The following is an 18,526-nucleotide window of genomic DNA, read 5'->3' as shown; positions in this document are numbered from 1 at the left end:
CAGCCGGAGATCGCGAGGCCGATCCGGACGCGGTGTCACCAGGAGCGAAGCGTCGTCACGCGGCGCGCTCCTCGGCGAACGACGGCTTCGCATCGCCGACGCGGCCGCGGATGAAGAAGATCAATACGAATCCGGTGACGATCACCACGATGTTGCCGAAGCCGGCGACCCCGGTGAGTGCGCCCTCCGCGGGGTGCGCGGTCTGCAGGAAGATGCTCGGGTCGGTGCTGGCGTGCAGCAGGATCGGCGCGATGATCGTTCCGGTCACGCGGAGGGCGAGGTACATCAGGATGCCGAACGCGAAGGTGTAGACGAGCTGGAATGCCGTCGCGAAGAGCGATTGCCCGTTCAGCAGGTTCCCGGCGTGCAGGCCGGCGAACACACCGGCGGAGATCACCGCGACCACGATCTCGCGGTATCCCGCCTTGCGAGCGAGGTTCACGACGAGGCCGCGGGTGAGTACCTCTTCGGCGAATCCGATGAGGAGTCCGGCCAGCAGCCAGGTGGCCACGACGTCGAAGCCGACGTCGCCGTAGTCGATCGTCGCGAAGCGCAGGATGTTGAAGAGCAGGACGACGACGATCGCGATCCACATCCAGCCCCCGCCGCGGATCGGCTGCGGTCCGAAGATCTCGCGCCACCATCCGACCGACGTGATGAATGCGACGAGCAGTAGGCCGCCGACGATGAGCGGCAGGACGTAGTAGACGACGACTGCGGCGGCGCCGGTCGGATCGTCGAGCTGGAGGGCGAGAGGTGTGAACGCGAGGGAGAGCAGGTCGTAGAGCACGAAGTAGACGGCCGCGAGGACGAGTGCGCGCCACCAGCCGCCCTTCTCCCAGAACGTCTTCCAAGGGGACATGGCCGCGGGGGTGGACATGGAGCGCTCCAGACCGTCGGCGGGTGGGGGCGGCCGACTACTCGACAGTCTGGCGCACGGCGTTCGGTCGCGTCCATCCGGAAGCTCCGGGGAGTGTCGGACGTGCTATCTGCGGAACCTCTTCGAGTCTCGCGCCGGGGGAAGATGAGGGATCGGGATGGGGCGTGTGGCGCGCGAGGTGTCCTGGAACCTCCGCACGGCATCGAGGACGTCTTCGGCCGTGGAGTAGCGCAGCGCGAGGGGGAGGTCGCGTCGCCAGAGGACTTCGACTTCGGTCGGGGCATCCTCGAAGATCGTGCAGACGACTCTGCGGTGGTCGTTCTCCGGGTACTGCAGATCGTGGATCGCCCAATCGGTCGCGCTGACCTCCACCAGCGTGAACCTCCGGTGCGGATCGTGCTCCATCATTCTCCTCGCTGTCCCCACGATGCAGGATGACCGATCCGCGCGGAGAACGGGAGCCCCTTGACAGACTGCGGCCCCTGCTCCAGAGGGGGCAGGGGCCGCAGGTCTCAGCGGACCAGGGGAGTCGAGCCGGTGTCCGCAGACCCGGCATCCGCCGTGGCGACCGCCTCCGCCCGTCCGCCGCCGCGCTGCTCGGCTTCCAGCCGCTCCGCCTCGTCGCCGCTGATCGCCTCTCCCCGGGCGACGAGTCCCGCTTGGTCGGAGAGTGGGATCTGCTTGAGGAACAGCGAGAGCAGCAGTGCGAGCACGATGAAGGGTACGAGGTACCAGAAGACCGGGGCCAGCGCGTCGGCGTAGGCGGTGACGATGCCTTCGCGCACTTCGTCCGGCAGAGAACTGAGCGTCGACGGATCGATCGTCGATGCGGCCTCCGAGGCGGCATCCGGAGAGGCGCCGGCGCCGGCGAAGACGCCGAGCAGGTTCTCGGTCAGCCGTGTGGTGAAGATGGTGCCGAACACCGCGGTTCCCAGCGACGCACCGACCTCGCGGAAGTAGTTGTTCGTGCTCGTGGCCGTGCCGATCTCGCCGGCGGGGACCGCGTTCTGCACGACCAGGACGACGACCTGCATGATGAGGCCGAGCCCGGCGCCGAACACGAACAGGAAGACGCAGATCAACCAGATCGGTGTCGCCGCCGACAGCGTGGTCATCGAGACCATAGCCATACCGGTGATGATCGTGCCGAGGATCGGATAGATCTTGTACCTGCCGGTCTTGGAGATCGCGATGCCCGAGAAGATCGAGGTGCCCATGAGGCCGACCATCATCGGGATCATCAGCAGACCGGATTCCGCGGCAGACGTACCGGACGACATCTGCAGGAACGTCGGCACGAAGCCGATCGCCGCGAACATCCCGATCCCGAGCACCAGGCCGATCGCGGTGGCGTTCACGAAGATCGGGTTCCGGAACAGGCTCAGCGGGATGATCGGGTCCTGCACACGCGACTCCGTGATCACGAACGCGGTCGCCGCGACGACGAGCCCGGCGCCCCACGCCCAGGTGGCGAGCGAGTCCCAGCCGAACTCCTTGTCGCCGCCGAAGTCGGTGAAGAAGATGAGGCAGGTGGTGGCGATGGAGAGGAAGATGACGCCGAAGATGTCGATCGGCTTCTCGGCCTTCTTGCTCGGCAGCTTCAGAGCCACCAGCGCGATGATGAAGGCGGCGATGCCGACGGGGATGTTGATGTAGAACGCCCACTGCCACGTCAGGTGGTCGACGAAGTAGCCGCCGAGGAGCGGGCCGGCGACGGCAGACAGCCCGAAGACGGCGCCGAGCGGACCCATGTACTTGCCGCGCTCGTTGGCGGGCACGATGTCGGCGATGATCGCCTGCGACAGGATCATCAGACCGCCGCCGCCGAGGCCCTGCAGGGCGCGGAACACGACGAACATCCAGAAGTCGGTGGCGAACGCGCAGCCGACCGAGGCCAGCGTGAACAGCGCGATCGCGACCAGGAACAGGTTGCGCCGCCCCAGGACGTCGCCGAACTTCCCGTAGATCGGCATCACGATGGTCGTGGCCAGCAGGTAGGCGGTGGTGATCCAGACCTGGTGGTCGACGCCGCCGAGCTGCCCGACGATGGTCGGCATGGCGGTGGAGACGATGGTCTGATCGAGGCTGGAGAGCAGCATGCCCGCGATGAGGGCGCTGAAGATGATCCAGATGCGGCGCTTCGTGAGCAGGAAGGGCGCATCCTTCGTGGCGGTGGCGGACATTCAGTGGTCTTTCTGTGATGGTGCGTAGAGGGAACGGGCGAGATCGAGGCGCCGCGTGATGAGGTCGCTGAACGGCTCGGGGGACTGGTGGTGCAGGAGCTGGTCCATGCTCATCCGCACGAGTGCGCCGACCGTGTGCACGATGACCTCGGCGCGGAGCTCGGCATCGGCCGCGTCCGGAATACGGCGGAGGATCAGGCCCATGTCGCGCCGTTCGTTCTTCGCGAGCTGCTCGAACGCGGCCTTGAGCAGGCGCGGCTCCTGCTCGATCACGGCGAACAGCGCGGGGGCGTCCTCGACCGGGTTGAAGAGCTCGAAGCGGCGGATCGTCAACTGGAGGAAGTCGTCGAGGAGGTCGCCGTCCTGAGCGGTGAACTCCTCTTCGAGAGCCTCCTGGCGGGAGTCGATCGTCGTGAACCCGAAGACCGCGTTCTCCTTGCTCTCGAAGTAGTTGAAGAACGTGCGCCGGGAGACGCCGACCTCCGCGCACAGCTCCTCGATCGTGAACCCGGCGAACCCTCGCTCCGTCGTCAGCCGACGTGCGGCATCGGTGAGGGCACGAGACGTCTCCCGCTTGCGTTGCTCTCGCAAGGAATATGCACTGTCTCTCATGAAGTGCAATATTGCACTCTGAACCTTGGAGTGCACTGTGAGGCACGGCTCTCGAAAGGAAAAGAAATTCTGATCAATCTGTGACGTTCTCCGTGCGGTATCCGTCCTAGTGGTGTCGCTGAACGGCGACCCGCTCTCCGCACCGGAGGCGGACACACGGATGAAGGAGCGCAAGATGGCGAACGTGACTGGTGGCACTCAGCCCAAGGCTCAGATCGTCGCATCGCAGCTGGGGGCTGCTGCGGGGAAGACCACGATCGAGGACGCGGTGGTGGCGAAGATCGCCGGCATCGCCGCTCGCGAGGTCAGCGGCGTCTATGCACTCGGCGGGGGCGCCGCGCGCATGGTGGGAGCGATCCGCGATGCGCTCAACACGACCGACCTGTCGCAGGGGATCAGCGTCGAGGTCGGCGAGACGCAGGTGGCGGTCGACGTCACGATCGTCGCGGAGTATCCGGTGTCGCTGCAGAAGGTGGCGGACGAGGTCCGCGCGGCCATCCATCGCGCGATGGTGGAACTGGTCGGCATGGAGGTCGCCGAGGTCAACGTGACCGTCAACGACGTGCACATCCCCTCCGACGACGAGGGCGACGACACGCAGGAGACGCGAGTCCAGTGAACGCGTCGGTGATCGGTGCGGCGGCCGCGGCCGTGCTCGCGTTGACCTGGGTCGTCCTGGGCTTCTGGGCCTTCGTGCTCGTGGCGCTGGCGATGCTGATCGGCGCGGTCGCCGGCCGCATCATCGACGGTCGGATCGACGTGCGCGCGCTCGCCGACGTCTTCCGAGGCCGGCGCTCGTCGTCATGACGGCCGTCGGCGTGGTCGAAGCGGTGAAGGAGATCGTCCCGGGGCGGACGACCTTCACGGCTCGCGCGCTGCAGCGACTCGCCACGGGTATCGCCCGCGACGCCGCAAGGGTTTCGGTCCGCGATGTCGGGGTGGAGCTGTCCGATCGCCGCGGCGCGCTGCGGATCGCGGTCACGGTTCCGGTGGCGAGGGCCGCGGAGCGCGGAGGAAATCTGGTCGAGAGCGGTGAAGAGCTCCGGCGTGGACTGATCGAGGGAATGCGGGAGCTGGCCGGTCGCGAGGTCGGCACCGTGGACATCCGGTACTCGGGGGTCCGCCGGAGCACCGAGAAGAGGGTGAGATGACGAAGGAAGAGGCGACGTATCGGCGCGTTCTCCGTCGGGAGACCCATGCGCCGCGCACGGCTCCCGCGACGGTGGTCGCGGCGATCGGCATCGTGCTGCTCCTCGCGCTGCTCGTGGCGGGGGCATGGTGGCTGGTGGACGGAGGATTCCGCGCCGGAGCCGTCCGCTGGCTCGACGGGCTCGCGCTCCAGGACCAGCCGCAGGTCGTGCCTTTCGGGGCCGGTGCGGTCGTCGTCGTCCTCTCCCTCGTGCTTCTCGCGCTCGCCGTGCTGCCGGGGCGTCGGGCCCGCCGGGCGCGCATGACGGAACGGACTGCCCTCCTCGTCGACGACGGGGTGATCGCAGACTCGATCGCCGAGGCTGTGGCACGACGGGTCCGCGTCGAGAGAAGCCGGGTGGCCGTCACCGTGGGGCGACGGACCGTGGCCGTCAGGATCACGCCGACCAGCGGCATCCCGGTCGATCGATCCGCAGCGGAGTCGGCAGTGGACGACACCCTCGTCGGCATCGGATTCACCGCGACCCCTCGTGTGCTCGTCGAAGCGAACGGAGTGATCGCATGAATGCGACGAACAGGCTGACGAACCGCGTACTGCTCTTCGTCGTCGGTGCCGTCCTGCTGGTCGTGGGGGCCGGCGCGGTCGCCGCGGGAGTCCTCGCCGCAGGGAATCCGCCGGCGTGGATCGAGCGACCCGCGTCGGCCGCGCGGGATGTCCAGGACGCACTGGCCGGGTGGACGTGGCAGGTTCCGGGTGCCGGCACGGTGTCCGTTCCGCTGCTGATCGCGGCGGCGGCGGTCGTGATCCTCATCGTGCTCCTGCTGGCCTTCCTCGGCACGCGGAATCGGGGCAGGTCGAAGACGGTGCTCGAGGTCGACGTCGCCGGCGGGCGGACGACGGTCGATCGCAACGTGGCAGAAGCGGTGCTCACCGAGCCGCTGATGAGACGCCCCGATGTGCTCTCGGCACGGACCGGCGCCTACCGCATCGGCGGGACGCGGGCCGTCGAGCTCGCCGTCACGGTGCGACCGGGCGCCCCTCTCGGTGCGGTGGTCGCCGCGGCGGAGGCGGCCGTCCGCGAGTGGGACGAGCTCCTCGGGGTGCGTATGCCGATCATGCTGCACCTGTCGGATCGGCGCTGGCGCGACGGGTTCCGGTCGCCGACGCGGGTGCGGTAACGGGCGCGATCGCGCCCGGACACACGAACGCGCGGAGGTCCTGCGCGAGGATTCGACCCCGAGATCCGGGGCCGGTACGAGAAGGAGGAGACGCCATGGGTGCGGAAGACAAGATCAAGGCCGCTGCGGAGAAGGTCGCCGGGAAGGCGAAGGAGACCGTCGGCAAGGTCACCGACGACGACAAGCTCGTCGCCGAGGGCAAGGCCGAGCAGGCCAAGGGAGAAGTCCGTGACGCGGCCGAGAACGTCAAGGACGCGTTCAAGAAGTGACGGGTGGGGGGAGGGGCTCACCCGAGCCGCTCCCCGATACCTCCCAGGTCGGCAGGAGATGATCCGATCCGGTGGGGCGTCCGTTCCGAATTCCTCAGGGGATCGGATCGAGGGGTGGGGTGGATGGAAGACGAACGCTTTCGCAGGGCACTCGAACACGCGGATGACGGCATCGTCGCGGGGCGTGCGATGGACGGCGATGTCGAGGCCTTCGCGGTTCTCGTGCGCAGGTACACGCCGATGATGCGCGCCTACACGCAGCGGATGCTGAACGCCTCCGCCGACGTGGACGACATCGTGCAGGAGTCGTTCGTGACCGCGTGGCAGCGGTTCGGAGAGCTCGAGGATCCCGCGAAGGTCAAGAGCTGGCTCATGAGGATCGTCAGTCGCAAGGCCGTGGATCGCATCCGCGCCATCCGGCCTGCGGTGGACATCGACTCGATCGACCGCCCGGCACCGCTGCACGCCTCTCCGTCAGCCGTCGTCGAGGTGCGCGCGGGAGTCGCCGCCCTCGGGGCCGCACTTCGCGAGCTTCCCGACGCGCAGCGCGAGTGCTGGGTGCTGCGCGAGATCGGCGGCCACACCTACGAGGAGATCTCGGAAGAGCTCGACATCCCGGTGTCGACAGCGCGGGGACTGCTCGCCCGTGCCCGGAAATACATGATCGTACGGATGGAGGAGTGGCGATGACCGATGAGAGTGGGACACCGGAAGTCCGCCGGCTCGGTCTGGAACCGACGGATCTCGACGGGCACACGCTCGACGAGCTCACCGACTACCTCGACGCCGGACGCCTGCCAGCCGATCGCTCGATCGACGAATCGCCCGGCTGTCAGCTGGCGCTGGACGCGCTGGAGCGGCTGCACGGGCTCGGTGCCGAGCTGATCGCCGCGGATACCGCCGCCGAACCGGAGGTGGACGAGAACTGGGTCGATCGCATCCTCAACGGCATCGCCATGGACGCCCGCGCTGGGCGGCGCATCCCCTTCGACTCGCCGGACCCGGACGTGGAGCTCGGGATCACCGAAGGAGCAGTACGCGGTCTCATCCGCTCCGCGGAGAACGCCGTGCCCGGTCTGCTCATCGGCCGGTGCCGACTCGACGGAGACGTGACGATCGCAGATGCTCCGATCCGGGTCGAGATCGATGCGAGCGCGCTGCACGGGCAGCCGATCCCGCTGGTCGCCGCGCAGCTCCGGGCCGAGGTCGGCCGCAGCCTCCGGGCGCACACCGAGCTGAACATCGTCGCGATCGACATCGCGGTCCGAGACATCCGGGAGGCGTCGTCGTGGACGGAGGAGAGCTGATGACCCCCGAGGGGCGCGACGGACTCGCCGCCGCGATCGAGGTGGCCGTGCGGGCGACACCGGGCGTGCGGACCGTCTATCGGTCCGGATCGCTGATCTCGAACCTGCTGCGCGCGGGCGCGGAGGCGATCGGGGTGCGCGCGGAGGAGGAGCCGATCGTCTCTGTCGCCTTCGTGGGCGACGCGGTCGCGGTGGAGGCATCCCTCGGAGTGGATGCCGGTGCGAGATCGGCCGACGTCATGCACGCCGTGCACGCCGCCGTCGACGGGGTGCTCGGCGCGCGGGGCCTGCGTCGGGAGAGCATCACGCTCACCGTCGCGCACGTGCAATCGCGCGGCGTGTCGTGACCGGCCGCTGATACCACCGGGCGCCGCTCTCTGGGGGAGAGCGGCGCCCGGTCTTCCGGCGTCGATCAGGCGATCGCGCGCAGGCCCTCGACGAGCGGAGTGGTCGGGCGCCCGATCAGACGCGCGAGCGTACCGTCGGCGTCGGCGAGGGCGCCGCCCTTGATCCCGGCGTCCAGCGCGGCGACGAAGCCCGCGGTGCCCTCGTCGAGACCGGCTTCGCGCAGCGCCGCGACCTGGTCGTCGAAGGCCACCTGCACGTACGTGACCTCGCGTCCTGTCACCTCGGAGAAGGCGGTGGCCAGGTCGCCGTAGGTCCACGCGACATCGCCGCCCAGTTCGTAGACCCCACCGATGTGCCCGTCTTCGAGCGCCACCGCGGCCGCTGCATCCGCGAAGTCCCTGCGGCTCGCCGAGGCGACGCGTCCCTCGCCGGCGCCCGCGGCGAGCACACCCGTCTCGGCGGCGCGGGCGAGATCGGCGGCGTAGTTCTCGGTGTACCAGTTGTTGCGGAGGATCACGGCCGGCAGCCCTGCGGCGGCGATGAGCTCTTCCGTCGCCTTGTGCTCCGGCGCGAGGATCAGGTCGCTCGTCGTCGCCTTCGGAGCGCTCGTGTAGATGAACTTGGAGACGCCGGCGGCCTTCGCGGCCTCGATGACCGCCCGGTGCTGGGCCACGCGGCGGCCGACCTCGGAGCCGGAGACCAGCACGACGGTGTCGACGCCCCTGACGGCCGCGTCGACGGATGCGGGGTCGGTGTAGTCGAGGTGCACGACGCGCACACCCAGATCGGCGGCCTTCGCGGTGTCGCGAGCTCCGGCGACGATCGACTGCGGGTCGGCGCCGCGCTCGAGCAGGCTGGCGATGATGAGGCGGCCGAGGTTGCCGGTCGCGCCGGTGACGAGGATGGTCATGAGGGTCCTTTCGTAGGTGACACCCTCGACAACCCGCGGATGTGTCTTCCGCATTCCTATCGACGGGTACCCACTTTGAAGTAAGGTACCCACATGACGGTTAGTTTCGCGCAGATAAAGGAATCCACTCCGTTCGTCTTCGATCAGAACTGCGGCACGCGCGTCATCCTCGACCACATCATGAGCAAGTGGGGCGTGCTGGTGCTCTCCTCCCTGTCCGATGGCACGCGACGGTGGGGAGTGCTGCGCCGGGAGGTCGACGGCATCAGCGAGAAGATGCTCGCCTCGACGCTGCGCACCCTCGTGGAGGACGGGTTGGTGCATCGCGAATCGCTGCCGACGGTTCCGCCCCATGTCGAGTACAGCCTGACGCCTCTCGGTCGCGACCTGATGGAGCGGATGCTGCCCCTGATGGAGTGGGTGGCCCGCCATGCGGACGGGATGCTCGGAAGGGGCTGATTCTGCGGATTCCGTCGTGATGGGGCGTTTTCTGCTGCGGATTCACTCGGTCGAAGAAACTCGTTGACGCGATAACCGCGGTGGCCCTACTGTTCTGACATGGCAGCAACGACGCCGATTCATCTGGAACGACCCGACGGCAAGGGTCTGGCTGCGGGAACACTGGGACTCTGGGGATCGACCGTCATCGGTCTGGCCTCGACGGCACCGGTCTACTCGCTCGTGGCGACGCTCGGTTTCGTGGTGCTCGCCGTCGGTGCGCAGGCGCCGATCGCCTTCATCATCGCGTTCGTGCCGATGCTCCTGATCGCCTTCGCCTATCGCGAACTCAACAACGCTGTTCCCGACTGCGGTACGACCTTCACCTGGGGGACCAAGGCGTTCGGCCCCTGGGTGGGCTGGATGGGCGGCTGGGGTGTCGCCGTCGCCGGCATGGTCGTGCTCGCCAACCTCGCCCAGATCGCCTCGGTCTACTTCTGGTCGCTGATCGGCCAGGACCTCGAGAACGACGACTGGAGAGTGGTCCTGGTCGCGGTCGCCTTCATCGCGGCCATGACGTGGGTCAGCTGGCGGGGGGTCGAGATCGGCGAGCGGATCCAGAACATCCTGCTCGGCATCCAGTACCTGGCGCTCGCGATCTTCGTCGTCACGGCGCTCTGGCAGTTCTTCGCCGGTACCGCGCCCAACCCGACCCCCTTCGACTGGGAGTGGATGAACCCGTTCGCGTTCACCGACTGGTCGGGGTTCACCGAGGCCATCCTCCTCGCGCTCTTCATCTACTGGGGCTGGGACACCTGCCTCGCACTCAACGAGGAGACCAAGGACCCGAAGCGCATCCCGGGCCGCGCTGCGCTGCTCACCACGGTCATCCTGCTGTTCACCTACGTCGCCGTGACCATCGCGGCCATGATGTACGCCGGTCTCGGCGAGGACGGCACCGGGCTCGGCAACGAGGCCAATGCCGACGACTTCTTCCTCGCGATCAAGGACGGACTGCTCGGTCCGTTCGGCTGGGTCCTGGTGGTCTCGGTGATCATCTCGGCGATCTCGTCGACGCAGACCACGATCCTGCCGACCGCTCGCGGCACGCTCGCGATGGGCGTGTACCGTGCCCTGCCGGCGAAGTTCAAAGACGTGCATCCGACCTACAAGACTCCGTCGTTCTCGACCATCGTGATGGGCGTCGTCGCCTCGGTCTACTACGTGGGGATGACGCTGATCAGCGACAACATCCTGCAGGACTCGATCCTGTCGCTGGGCCTCGCGATCGCGTTCTACTACGCCATCACCGGCTTCGCGTGCGTCTGGTACTTCCGCAAGGACCTGACCTCCTCCGCCCGTGAGTTCTTCTTCAAGGGCCTGTTCCCGCTGCTGGGCGGACTCATGCTGGCGTGGGCGTTCATCCAGTCCGCGATCGACATGTGGGACGTCGACTACGGCTACACGGTCCTCTTCGGCATCGGCGGCACGTTCGTGATCGGGGTCGGCTCGCTGGCCTTCGGTCTCGTGCTGATGTTCCTCTGGTACCTGTTCCCGCGGTCCAAGCGGTTCTTCCGCGGCGAGAGCCTGAACCGTGAGACGCAGGTGATGGTGCCGGACGAGCCGGCCGTGACGATCCGTTCGATCGACGGAGGGATCTGAGGATGCCGGTCGCGACCGCCGATCTGTACGACGAGCGCGAGGAGGGCATCCAGTCGCTCCCGCTGCAGCTGCGCTCGTTCGGGCGGAGGGCGGCGTTCGACGGCCCGATCCGCACCGTCCGCTGCGTCGAGGACAACGCGCTCGTGAAGTCCGTGCTGGCCGCTCCCGGAGACGGGGCTGTGCTCGTGGTCGACGGGGCCGGCTCGCTGGAGCGCGCGTTGATGGGCGACCTGATCGCGGCCTCGGCGGTGGCGAACGGCTGGGCGGGTGTCGTGATCAACGGCGTCATCCGTGACCGTGTCGCGATCGACGCCCTCGACCTCGGGGTCAAGGCGCTGGGCACGAACCCACGCAAGAGCACGAAACTCGGGACGGGCGAGGTGGAAGTCACGCTCGAGTTCGGGGGAGTGGTGTTCCGGCCGGGCGCCCACCTCTACAGCGACGAGGACGGCATCCTCGTCGAGCGCTGAAGGTCGCGCCGGCGCGCTTGTCCTAGGCTGGCTCCGTGCGCATCCGGCTCGACATCGCCTACGACGGCACCCACTTCCGCGGGTGGGCGAAGCAGCCGACGCTCCGCACGGTGCAGGGCACGCTCGAGGCGGCGCTCGCGCGGATCGTGGGCTCCGACGTGCAGTTCGTGGTCGCGGGTCGCACGGATGCCGGCGTGCACGCGAGCGGTCAGGTCGCGCACGTCGACCTCGACGAGAAGCAGTGGTCGCGCATCGAGGCCAGGCAGGGACGTGCGCCGCTGGAGCCCGCCGAGACCATCGCCGGGCGCATGCGCGGCGTGCTCGGCGCCTACTCCGACGTCACGGTCACCCGCACGTCGATCGCTCCCGCGGGGTTCGACGCCCGTTTCTCGGCCGTCTGGCGCCGCTATCGCTACCGTCTCGCCGATACCCGGACCGGATTCGATCCGCTGCGCCGCCATGACACGACCACCGTCCGCGGTCGTCTCGACGGACCGGCGATGGATGCTGCGGCTCGCACCCTCATCGGGCTGCACGACTTCGCGGCATACTGCAAGCCTCGCGAGGAGGCGACGACGATCCGCACCCTGCTCGACTATCGCTGGGAGCGCGATGCCGACGGCGTGCTCGTCGCCGAGGTCAAAGCCGACGCGTTCTGCCACAGCATGGTGCGTGCGCTCGTCGGCGCCTGCGTGGCCGTGGGGGAGGGGCGCCTCGACGTCGACGACCTCGTGGTGCTGCGCGACGCCCTCACCAGGACCAGCGAGTTCAAGGTGCTGGCGGCACGGGGACTGATCCTGACCGAGGTGGGCTACCCCGCTGACGAGCTGCTGTCGGCGCGCGCCACGCAGACCCGCGCTCGCCGCGACGGAGCGAGCGGCTGACATGACCGCGCCGCCCGCCGACCGGCCGAACGCATTCGCGGCGGCTCTGCGTGCGGCGGTCTCCGAGCGCGGCATCACCCTCGCTCGTCTGCGCCAGCAGCTCGCGGAAGACGGCAACGTCGTGTCGATGGCCACGCTCAGTTACTGGCGTTCCGGCGACAGACAACCCGAGGGAGCGCAGTCCCTCGGCGTCGTGGAGGGTATCGAGGATCGACTGAGACTGCGTCGGGGTCACCTGAGCGCGCTGCTCGGACCCTCCGCGCGGCTCGGCGCGGTGCCACCGCCGCGACTGCCCTTCGACGAGGAACGCGAGAACCGCGAGACCGCGGAGACGCTGGCAGCATTGCGGTCCTCTCCTCAGGAGACGCTGCGCGACCTCTCCACCCAGCTGACGGTGCAGGTCGGATCCGACGGCGCGGTCGAGCGCATCGTCATGCGCTCGCTCGTGCAGGCGACGCAGGGGGTCATCACCGAGATCCCGCTCATCGACGTCGCTCCCCGGGAGACCGAGGTGCTGTCCGTCATCTCGGACGTCGTCGGAGGGCGTGTCGACCGGGAGCACCTGCATCCGGGGCATCTGCTCTCGGGCGTGGTCATCGCTCTCGACGAACCGATCACCGCGGGGGACACGACTCTCTTGGAGTTCACCGAGACCTTCCCGGCCGGGTATCCATCGCGGCAGTCGGCATGGCACGCCACGTCGCGGCCCGCTCGCGAGACCCTCATCTGGGTCCGGTTCCCGCCCGATGCGCAGCCGAGCTGGTGTGAGGAGTATGCGGAGATGGGAGAGGACTACACGTGCGTGATGCGGTCCGTGCGAAGCGGATCCGTGCATGTGGCACGGTACGGGTTCGGCCCGGGAATCCTCGGAATCCGCTGGGGGTACGACGGCGATCCGGAGCGGGGCCACGGTCGGGACGAGTAGCGTGGGGACGATCATGAAGGTCATCTCATACAACCTCCAGAAGCATCGCGCAGCAGGGGAGCTCGCGGCGCTCGTCGGCGAGCACGATCCCGACATCCTCTGCCTGCAGGAGTGCGACGTCCCGGCGCTGCCCGCTCGGATCGGAGATCTCGTCCTCGCGGATGCCACGCAGGGCAACCGCCTCGGCCTCGCGCTCTTCTATCGGTCCAGCACGTTCCACCTGCAGGCGATCCGCATGCTCGGACTCAAGAAGTCGCTGCACGACCGCATCGCGAAGCCCGCGCACGAACGTGTGCTGGGGGCGCGGCTGCGCGACATCGACGACGGCCAGGACTTCATCGTCGCGTCCTTCCACGCCGCGCCCCTGACCGCGCTGAACTCGCTGCGACGGCACCAGATCCGCGCCGCGCTCACCGAGCTGGCGGCACTGGGCGAGGGGTTGCCCCAGCTGATGGTCGGCGACTACAACTATCCGATCTTCAAGGAGAACCTCGGTCAGGCCGTGCGGGACCACGGCTACGCGCTCTCGCTCAGCGACGATCACACCTACACGCGCTACCGGGTCTTCCGCGGTCACTACGACTTCGCCACCTCGTCCGGGTTCGAGATCGAGCGCATCACGACCCTGCCTCAGGGGGCGAGCGATCACCGACCGATCCTCGTGACGGTCACACCCGACTGAGTCGTGGGTTTGGGCATACGGCGCACGGTGGCGTATGATTTCCCTTTGGTGCCTTTCCCCGTCCGCGGAGAAGGGGCATCGTCCGAACGTGAGCCCTCCACTGGCGTGTTCCTCCCCGTCGGGAAGAACCACCCCGGAGTGGGATTCACGAACTTCTCCGTTCGACACAAGAAAGCAGCACTATCGTGACGCGCACTTACACCCCCAAGGCTGGCGAAGTCCAGCGCGACTGGGTCGTCATCGACGCCACCGACGTCGTTCTCGGCCGCCTCGCCTCGCACGCCGCTACGCTCCTGCGTGGCAAGCACAAGCCGACCTTCGCCAACCACATCGACTCGGGTGACTTCGTCATCATCGTGAACGCCGACAAGGTCGCGCTCACCGGTCAGAAGCTCCAGAAGAAGCTGGCTTACCGCCACTCCGGTTACCCGGGCGGCCTGAAGTCGGTCACCTACGCCGAGCTCCTCGAGAAGAACCCGGTCCGCGCTGTCGAGAAGGCCATCCGTGGCATGCTCCCCAAGAACAGCCTCGGCCGTCAGCAGCTCTCGAAGCTCAAGGTCTACGTCGGTGGAGAGCACCCGCACGCCGCGCAGCAGCCGCAGACGTACACCCTCGACCAGGTCGCCCAGTAAGCGCCGTAAAGACTTAAGGACATACTCGTGGCTGACATCCAGGACACCACCGAAACCCCCCAGAACTTCTCGACGTCGACTCCCGAGACCGACGTGGTCGAGGCGGCTCCCCGCCCCGTCCTCAGCGTCCCGGGTGCCGCTGTCGGCCGTCGCAAGCAGGCCATCGCCCGCGTGCGCATCGTCCCCGGCTCGGGCACGATCACGGTCAACGGTCGCACGATCGAGGACTACTTCCCGAACAAGCTGCACCAGCAGCTGATCAACGACCCGTTCACCGTGCTGAACCTCGCCGGTGCATACGACGTCATCGCGCGCATCTCCGGTGGTGGCCCCTCGGGCCAGGCCGGCGCGCTCCGCCTCGGCATCGCCCGTTCGCTGAACGGCATCGACGAGGAGAACAACCGTCCGACCCTGAAGAAGGCCGGCTTCCTCTCGCGTGACGCTCGCGTCAAGGAGCGCAAGAAGGCTGGACTCAAGAAGGCCCGTAAGGCGCCTCAGTACTCGAAGCGTTAAGGTCAACCGCTCCGATGCCGATCTTTGGCACGGACGGTGTGCGAGGACTCGCCAATGGCATCCTCACCGCCGACCTGGCGCTCACCCTGGCCCAGGCGACTGCTGTCGTCCTGGGCCAGGGCCGTACTGCGGAGGCTCGCAAGGCCGAAGGCAAGCGACTCACCGCAGTGGTCGCCCGGGACCCCAGGGTCTCCGGACATTTCCTGACCGCGGCCGTCGCCGCGGGACTCGCCTCATCGGGCGTCGATGTGCTCGAGGCCGGGGTCATTCCGACGCCCGCGCTCGCGTTCCTCGTCGCCGACCGTGACGCCGACTTCGGCGTGATGATCTCGGCGTCGCACAACGCCGCTCCCGACAACGGCATCAAGATCTTCGCGCGCGGGGGCCGCAAGCTCCCCGACGTCGTCGAGCAGCGCATCGAGGAGGCGATGGCCGGCGAGAAGCTGCGCCCGACAGGGGCCGGCGTCGGTCGCATCGACCGGTTCTCCGACGCGGAGGACCGCTACGTCGTGCACCTTCTCGGTTCGCTCCCGAACCGGCTCGACGGCATCCACGTGGTGCTCGACTGCGCGCACGGGGCGGCATCCGGTGTATCGCCGGAGACGTTCCGCGACGCCGGCGCCGAGGTCACCGTCATCGGAGCCGATCCCGACGGCTGGAACATCAACGACGGCGTCGGCTCGACCCACCTCGACAACCTCGCCGAGGCCGTCGTCCGTCTGGGCGCCGACATCGGCATCGCCCACGACGGCGATGCGGACCGCTGCTTGGCGGTCGACGCCGAGGGCAACGCCATCGACGGCGATCAGATCATGGCGATCATCGCGGTGTCGATGAAGGAGCGCGGCCATCTCACCGACGACACCCTCGTCGCGACCGTGATGAGCAACCTCGGTCTGCATGTCGCGATGCGCGAGCACGGGATCACGGTGCGCCAGACCGCCGTCGGCGACCGCTACGTCCTCGAGGACATGAACGAGGGCGGATACGCACTCGGCGGCGAGCAGTCCGGTCACGTCATCATGAGCGAGTACGCCACCACCGGTGACGGCATCCTCACCGGACTGCACCTGGTGGCCGAGATGGCGAGGCAGAAGAAGAGCATCGCCGAGCTCGCGTCCGTCATGACCGTGTACCCGCAGGTGCTGATCAACGTGCGCGACGTCGACAAGGATCGCGTCGCCGACGACGAGGTCGTGCTGCAGGCCGTCCGCGACGTCGAGGCCGAACTCGGCGACACCGGCCGGGTGCTGCTGCGCAAGTCCGGGACCGAGCCGCTGGTGCGGGTCATGGTCGAAGCCGCGGACGCGGAGTCGGTGCACGCCTACGCCGGACGCCTCGCGGAGGTCGTGCAGGAGCGCCTGGCGCTCTGACGCCCTGGCGCTCTGCTGACAGAGCCTCTCGAACCGGCCGGTCGCTGCTCTCAGCGGCCGGCCGGTTCGCGTTCGGCGTCCCGATCGGCGCTGCGGTGCGCACGGAGTGCGCGCGGTGTGGTGCCGTAGTCGTCGTCGAGGGCGCGGCGCAGGCTCATCGGAGAGTGGAAGCCGGCGCGCTGCGAGATCTGCTCGATGCTCAGCACATCGAAACGGCTGTCGATCAGCAGGGATCGTGCGAGCTGCGCCCGCTGGTGACGGATCTCTCCCGCCACGCTCTTCCCGGCCTCGGCGAACACCAGCTGGAGCTGGCGCAAAGAGGTCTGCACCTCGCGGGCGACCAGCGCCGGATTCAGGCCGGGGTCGCCGCACCGCTGCGTGATCACCGCGACGGCTCTGTCTCGCAATGCGGCACGAGGGGAACGACGGCTCGAGGCTTCGCCGACGCGATCGAGCAGGATCGCGTCGCTCATCTCGATGATCAGCCGCTCGATCGCGTACCGTTCGATCGCCGTCGCCTGGTCTTCGGCGGCGAGGATCTGCTCGATGAAGGCCTGCATCGCGCGGTCCAACGGCCGTCGACGCGGGAAGACTCCGGACGTCGACGGCAGCGCAGCGCCGACCGCGCCGAGGGCGGCGCGGGGAACGTAGGCGGCGGTGATGCGCCAGGCGCCCTCGCACCGCACACGGCGGGCGATCCCCGGTGAGGCGACCACGAGTCCGCTCTCGAGCGCCGCCCACGGTCCCGTCCGGGTCGTCGACGGTGAGCGCACCGTGTCGACGAAGGCGAAGACCGCATGGTCCGGGTGCGCCGCGACGGTGTCGATCGCCAGCTCGGTCGGGCCGCCGTGCAGAGACAGCAGGATCACCGGACCCGGTGTGCGCTCCACGGCGCGGAGCGGCGGGCGGTCGCCGAGCGCGCCGATACCGTGCGAGAGCAGTTCTGCGGAGCCGACTTCTCTCGCGCTTCCTGGACTCACAGCACCCCCCGACGCCGATGACCATGGGACGGCACGTCCGGGAGGACGGTGTTCGCCCGGTTCGCGCCTTCCCGATCTCCGGATGGTGACCGGGGAGGTGCGCTTTCGTCAGAGGATACCGGCGCCGACACAACGGCAACAGGGGGTGTGTCGGCGAACTCCGCAGGGGCGCTCAGTCCCGGGCGCCGCTCCAATTCAGCTGCTCGATGTATCGCAGCAGTACGCCTTCGCGCAGCGCCCACGGCGAGACTTCGAGTTCGTCCACCGCGAGCGCGGTCATCGCCGCATGCAGAGAGACGGCGGCGGCCACGATCTGGAACGTCCGGTCGGGGGTGATGCCGGGCAGCTCCTGCCTGGCCGAAGCGGGCAGGCGTGCGAGTCGGGGGATCCAGGAGCCCAGCGAGGCCCGGGGCAGCAGCATCCGCTCGCTCCCCGACCAGCCGGGCACGGGATAACCGACCAGCCGCGCGAGGGAGCGGATGGCCTTGGAAGATCCGACGACGTGATCGGGACGGGGGAGTGCGAGGAACTGCGGAAGCACCGCAGCGAGGGTCGTCTCCGCGTGGGTGCGGAGTCTCGCGACATCGCTCTCTCCCGGAGGATCGTTCGGCAGGAACTGCACGGTCATGCGCCCGGCGCCGAGGGGCACGGACGCCGCGGCATCCGGCAGCTCCTCCGCGCCCGCCGCGATCTCCAGAGAACCGCCGCCGATGTCGAGGAGCAGGATCTGCCCCGCCGACCAGCCGAACCAGCGGCGCACCGCGAGGAAGGTCAGCTCGGCCTCGGTCTCGCCGTCGAGCACCTGCAGCGGCTGGCCGAGCGCAGTCTCGATGCGGGCGATGACGTCGGCGCCGTTGCGCGCATCGCGCACGGCGCTCGTCGCCGTCGCCAGCAGCGCATCCACGCGCTCGGTCTCGGCGACACGACGAGCCTGCGCGACCGCGGCCTCGAGCGCGACCACGCCCTCCTCCGAGATGGCGCCGTCGGGTGTGAGGTAGCGCATGAGGCGCAGCACCGTCCTGTCGCTCGTCGTCGCGAGCGGCCGTCCACCGGGGCGGACGTCGGCCGCCAGCATGTGGACGGTGTTGGATCCGATGTCGAGGACTCCCAGGCGCACGGGAAGAGACTAC

Annotated in this window: 25 protein-coding genes; 18 read left to right on the top strand and 7 right to left on the bottom strand. The window is 68.5% G+C overall.

Annotated features, from left to right (window positions below):
* Positions 1–55: 55 nt before the first annotated feature.
* The 4 genes from CQ042_RS08260 to CQ042_RS08245 all read right to left on the bottom strand — a co-directional run bounded on the left by CQ042_RS08260 (position 56) and on the right by CQ042_RS08245 (position 3,675).
* A complete protein-coding gene (locus CQ042_RS08260) occupies positions 56–880 on the bottom strand; it encodes a CPBP family intramembrane glutamic endopeptidase (protein ID WP_105670001.1) in 825 nt (274 codons plus the stop codon).
* A gap of 105 nt (positions 881–985) precedes the next feature.
* Positions 986–1,288, bottom strand: coding sequence for a hypothetical protein (locus tag CQ042_RS08255; protein WP_258132143.1), 303 nt, complete (start codon positions 1,286–1,288; stop codon positions 986–988).
* A gap of 104 nt (positions 1,289–1,392) precedes the next feature.
* Positions 1,393–3,063: an MDR family MFS transporter gene (locus tag CQ042_RS08250; RefSeq protein WP_105669999.1), complete on the bottom strand. Its 1,671-nt coding sequence runs from the start codon at positions 3,061–3,063 to the stop codon at positions 1,393–1,395.
* Positions 3,064–3,675, bottom strand: coding sequence for a TetR/AcrR family transcriptional regulator (locus CQ042_RS08245; RefSeq protein WP_105669998.1), 612 nt, complete (start codon positions 3,673–3,675; stop codon positions 3,064–3,066).
* 175 nt (positions 3,676–3,850) lie between these two features.
* Between CQ042_RS08245 and CQ042_RS08240 the strand changes: the two genes are divergently transcribed.
* From CQ042_RS08240 to CQ042_RS08200, 9 genes are all read left to right on the top strand, one after another.
* Positions 3,851–4,294 carry an Asp23/Gls24 family envelope stress response protein gene (locus CQ042_RS08240; protein WP_258132142.1) on the top strand — a complete coding sequence of 148 codons (444 nt, stop codon included), beginning with the start codon at positions 3,851–3,853 and terminating at the stop codon, positions 4,292–4,294.
* The gene (locus CQ042_RS08235; protein ID WP_105669997.1) at positions 4,291–4,482 is read left to right on the top strand and encodes a DUF2273 domain-containing protein; all 192 of its coding nucleotides are present in this window, start codon (positions 4,291–4,293) and stop codon (positions 4,480–4,482) included. The genes CQ042_RS08240 and CQ042_RS08235 overlap by 4 nt, the downstream gene beginning before the upstream one ends.
* Complete coding sequence (locus tag CQ042_RS08230; RefSeq protein WP_105669996.1) at positions 4,479–4,826, top strand: hypothetical protein; 348 nt, start codon at positions 4,479–4,481, stop codon at positions 4,824–4,826. Before CQ042_RS08235 ends, CQ042_RS08230 begins: the two co-directional genes overlap by 4 nt.
* A complete protein-coding gene (locus tag CQ042_RS08225; RefSeq protein ID WP_105669995.1) occupies positions 4,823–5,389 on the top strand; it encodes a hypothetical protein in 567 nt (188 codons plus the stop codon). Before CQ042_RS08230 ends, CQ042_RS08225 begins: the two co-directional genes overlap by 4 nt.
* Positions 5,386–6,003 (top strand): hypothetical protein, encoded by a 618-nt coding sequence (locus CQ042_RS08220; RefSeq protein ID WP_105669994.1) that lies wholly within the window; start codon positions 5,386–5,388, stop codon positions 6,001–6,003. The genes CQ042_RS08225 and CQ042_RS08220 overlap by 4 nt, the downstream gene beginning before the upstream one ends.
* Positions 6,004–6,098: 95 nt before the next feature.
* Positions 6,099–6,272: a CsbD family protein gene (locus CQ042_RS08215; RefSeq protein ID WP_105669993.1), complete on the top strand. Its 174-nt coding sequence runs from the start codon at positions 6,099–6,101 to the stop codon at positions 6,270–6,272.
* Between the two features lie 123 nt (positions 6,273–6,395).
* The gene (locus CQ042_RS08210) at positions 6,396–6,962 is read left to right on the top strand and encodes an RNA polymerase sigma factor (protein WP_105669992.1); all 567 of its coding nucleotides are present in this window, start codon (positions 6,396–6,398) and stop codon (positions 6,960–6,962) included.
* Entirely contained in the window at positions 6,959–7,579 is a 621-nt protein-coding gene (locus CQ042_RS08205) for an Asp23/Gls24 family envelope stress response protein (protein WP_105669991.1), read from the top strand. Before CQ042_RS08210 ends, CQ042_RS08205 begins: the two co-directional genes overlap by 4 nt.
* The gene (locus CQ042_RS08200; RefSeq protein ID WP_105669990.1) at positions 7,579–7,926 is read left to right on the top strand and encodes a hypothetical protein; all 348 of its coding nucleotides are present in this window, start codon (positions 7,579–7,581) and stop codon (positions 7,924–7,926) included. The genes CQ042_RS08205 and CQ042_RS08200 overlap by 1 nt, the downstream gene beginning before the upstream one ends.
* A gap of 65 nt (positions 7,927–7,991) precedes the next feature.
* Here CQ042_RS08200 and CQ042_RS08195 read toward each other — a convergent pair whose 3' ends face one another.
* Positions 7,992–8,837 (bottom strand): SDR family oxidoreductase, encoded by an 846-nt coding sequence (locus tag CQ042_RS08195; RefSeq protein ID WP_105669989.1) that lies wholly within the window; start codon positions 8,835–8,837, stop codon positions 7,992–7,994.
* A 93-nt stretch (positions 8,838–8,930) separates the two neighbouring features.
* Between CQ042_RS08195 and CQ042_RS08190 the strand changes: the two genes are divergently transcribed.
* The 9 genes from CQ042_RS08190 (at position 8,931) to glmM (ending at position 16,416) form a co-directional block, all read left to right on the top strand.
* Positions 8,931–9,296, top strand: coding sequence for a helix-turn-helix domain-containing protein (locus tag CQ042_RS08190; RefSeq protein WP_105669988.1), 366 nt, complete (start codon positions 8,931–8,933; stop codon positions 9,294–9,296).
* 99 nt (positions 9,297–9,395) lie between these two features.
* The gene (locus CQ042_RS08185; RefSeq protein ID WP_105669987.1) at positions 9,396–10,937 is read left to right on the top strand and encodes an APC family permease; all 1,542 of its coding nucleotides are present in this window, start codon (positions 9,396–9,398) and stop codon (positions 10,935–10,937) included.
* A gap of 2 nt (positions 10,938–10,939) precedes the next feature.
* Positions 10,940–11,407: a ribonuclease E activity regulator RraA gene (gene rraA / locus CQ042_RS08180; protein ID WP_105669986.1), complete on the top strand. Its 468-nt coding sequence runs from the start codon at positions 10,940–10,942 to the stop codon at positions 11,405–11,407.
* A gap of 35 nt (positions 11,408–11,442) precedes the next feature.
* Positions 11,443–12,291 (top strand): tRNA pseudouridine(38-40) synthase TruA, encoded by an 849-nt coding sequence (gene truA / locus CQ042_RS08175; protein ID WP_105669985.1) that lies wholly within the window; start codon positions 11,443–11,445, stop codon positions 12,289–12,291.
* 1 nt (position 12,292) lies between these two features.
* Positions 12,293–13,216: a hypothetical protein gene (locus tag CQ042_RS08170; RefSeq protein ID WP_105669984.1), complete on the top strand. Its 924-nt coding sequence runs from the start codon at positions 12,293–12,295 to the stop codon at positions 13,214–13,216.
* Between the two features lie 13 nt (positions 13,217–13,229).
* The gene (locus CQ042_RS08165; protein ID WP_105670018.1) at positions 13,230–13,898 is read left to right on the top strand and encodes an endonuclease/exonuclease/phosphatase family protein; all 669 of its coding nucleotides are present in this window, start codon (positions 13,230–13,232) and stop codon (positions 13,896–13,898) included.
* 185 nt (positions 13,899–14,083) lie between these two features.
* Complete coding sequence (gene rplM, locus CQ042_RS08160) at positions 14,084–14,530, top strand: 50S ribosomal protein L13 (RefSeq protein ID WP_105669983.1); 447 nt, start codon at positions 14,084–14,086, stop codon at positions 14,528–14,530.
* A 27-nt stretch (positions 14,531–14,557) separates the two neighbouring features.
* Entirely contained in the window at positions 14,558–15,043 is a 486-nt protein-coding gene (gene rpsI / locus CQ042_RS08155) for a 30S ribosomal protein S9 (protein WP_017828210.1), read from the top strand.
* A gap of 14 nt (positions 15,044–15,057) precedes the next feature.
* On the top strand, positions 15,058–16,416 hold the full coding sequence (gene glmM, locus CQ042_RS08150; protein WP_105669982.1) for a phosphoglucosamine mutase: 1,359 nt from the start codon (positions 15,058–15,060) through the stop codon (positions 16,414–16,416).
* Between the two features lie 50 nt (positions 16,417–16,466).
* On the opposite strand, the gene CQ042_RS08145 is transcribed toward glmM, so the two are convergent.
* Positions 16,467–17,396, bottom strand: a complete 930-nt coding sequence (locus tag CQ042_RS08145) for a helix-turn-helix domain-containing protein (RefSeq protein WP_146115366.1) — start codon at positions 17,394–17,396, stop codon at positions 16,467–16,469.
* A gap of 172 nt (positions 17,397–17,568) precedes the next feature.
* A complete protein-coding gene (locus tag CQ042_RS08140) occupies positions 17,569–18,513 on the bottom strand; it encodes a Ppx/GppA phosphatase family protein (protein WP_105669980.1) in 945 nt (314 codons plus the stop codon).
* Between the last annotated feature and the right edge of the window lie 13 nt (positions 18,514–18,526).

The organism is Microbacterium sp. MYb62, from assembly GCF_002979475.1.
GTDB lineage: Bacteria > Actinomycetota > Actinomycetes > Actinomycetales > Microbacteriaceae > Microbacterium.
The sequence above is the reverse complement of the archived record's forward strand: the minus strand, read 5'-3'. Positions and strand labels throughout refer to the sequence as shown.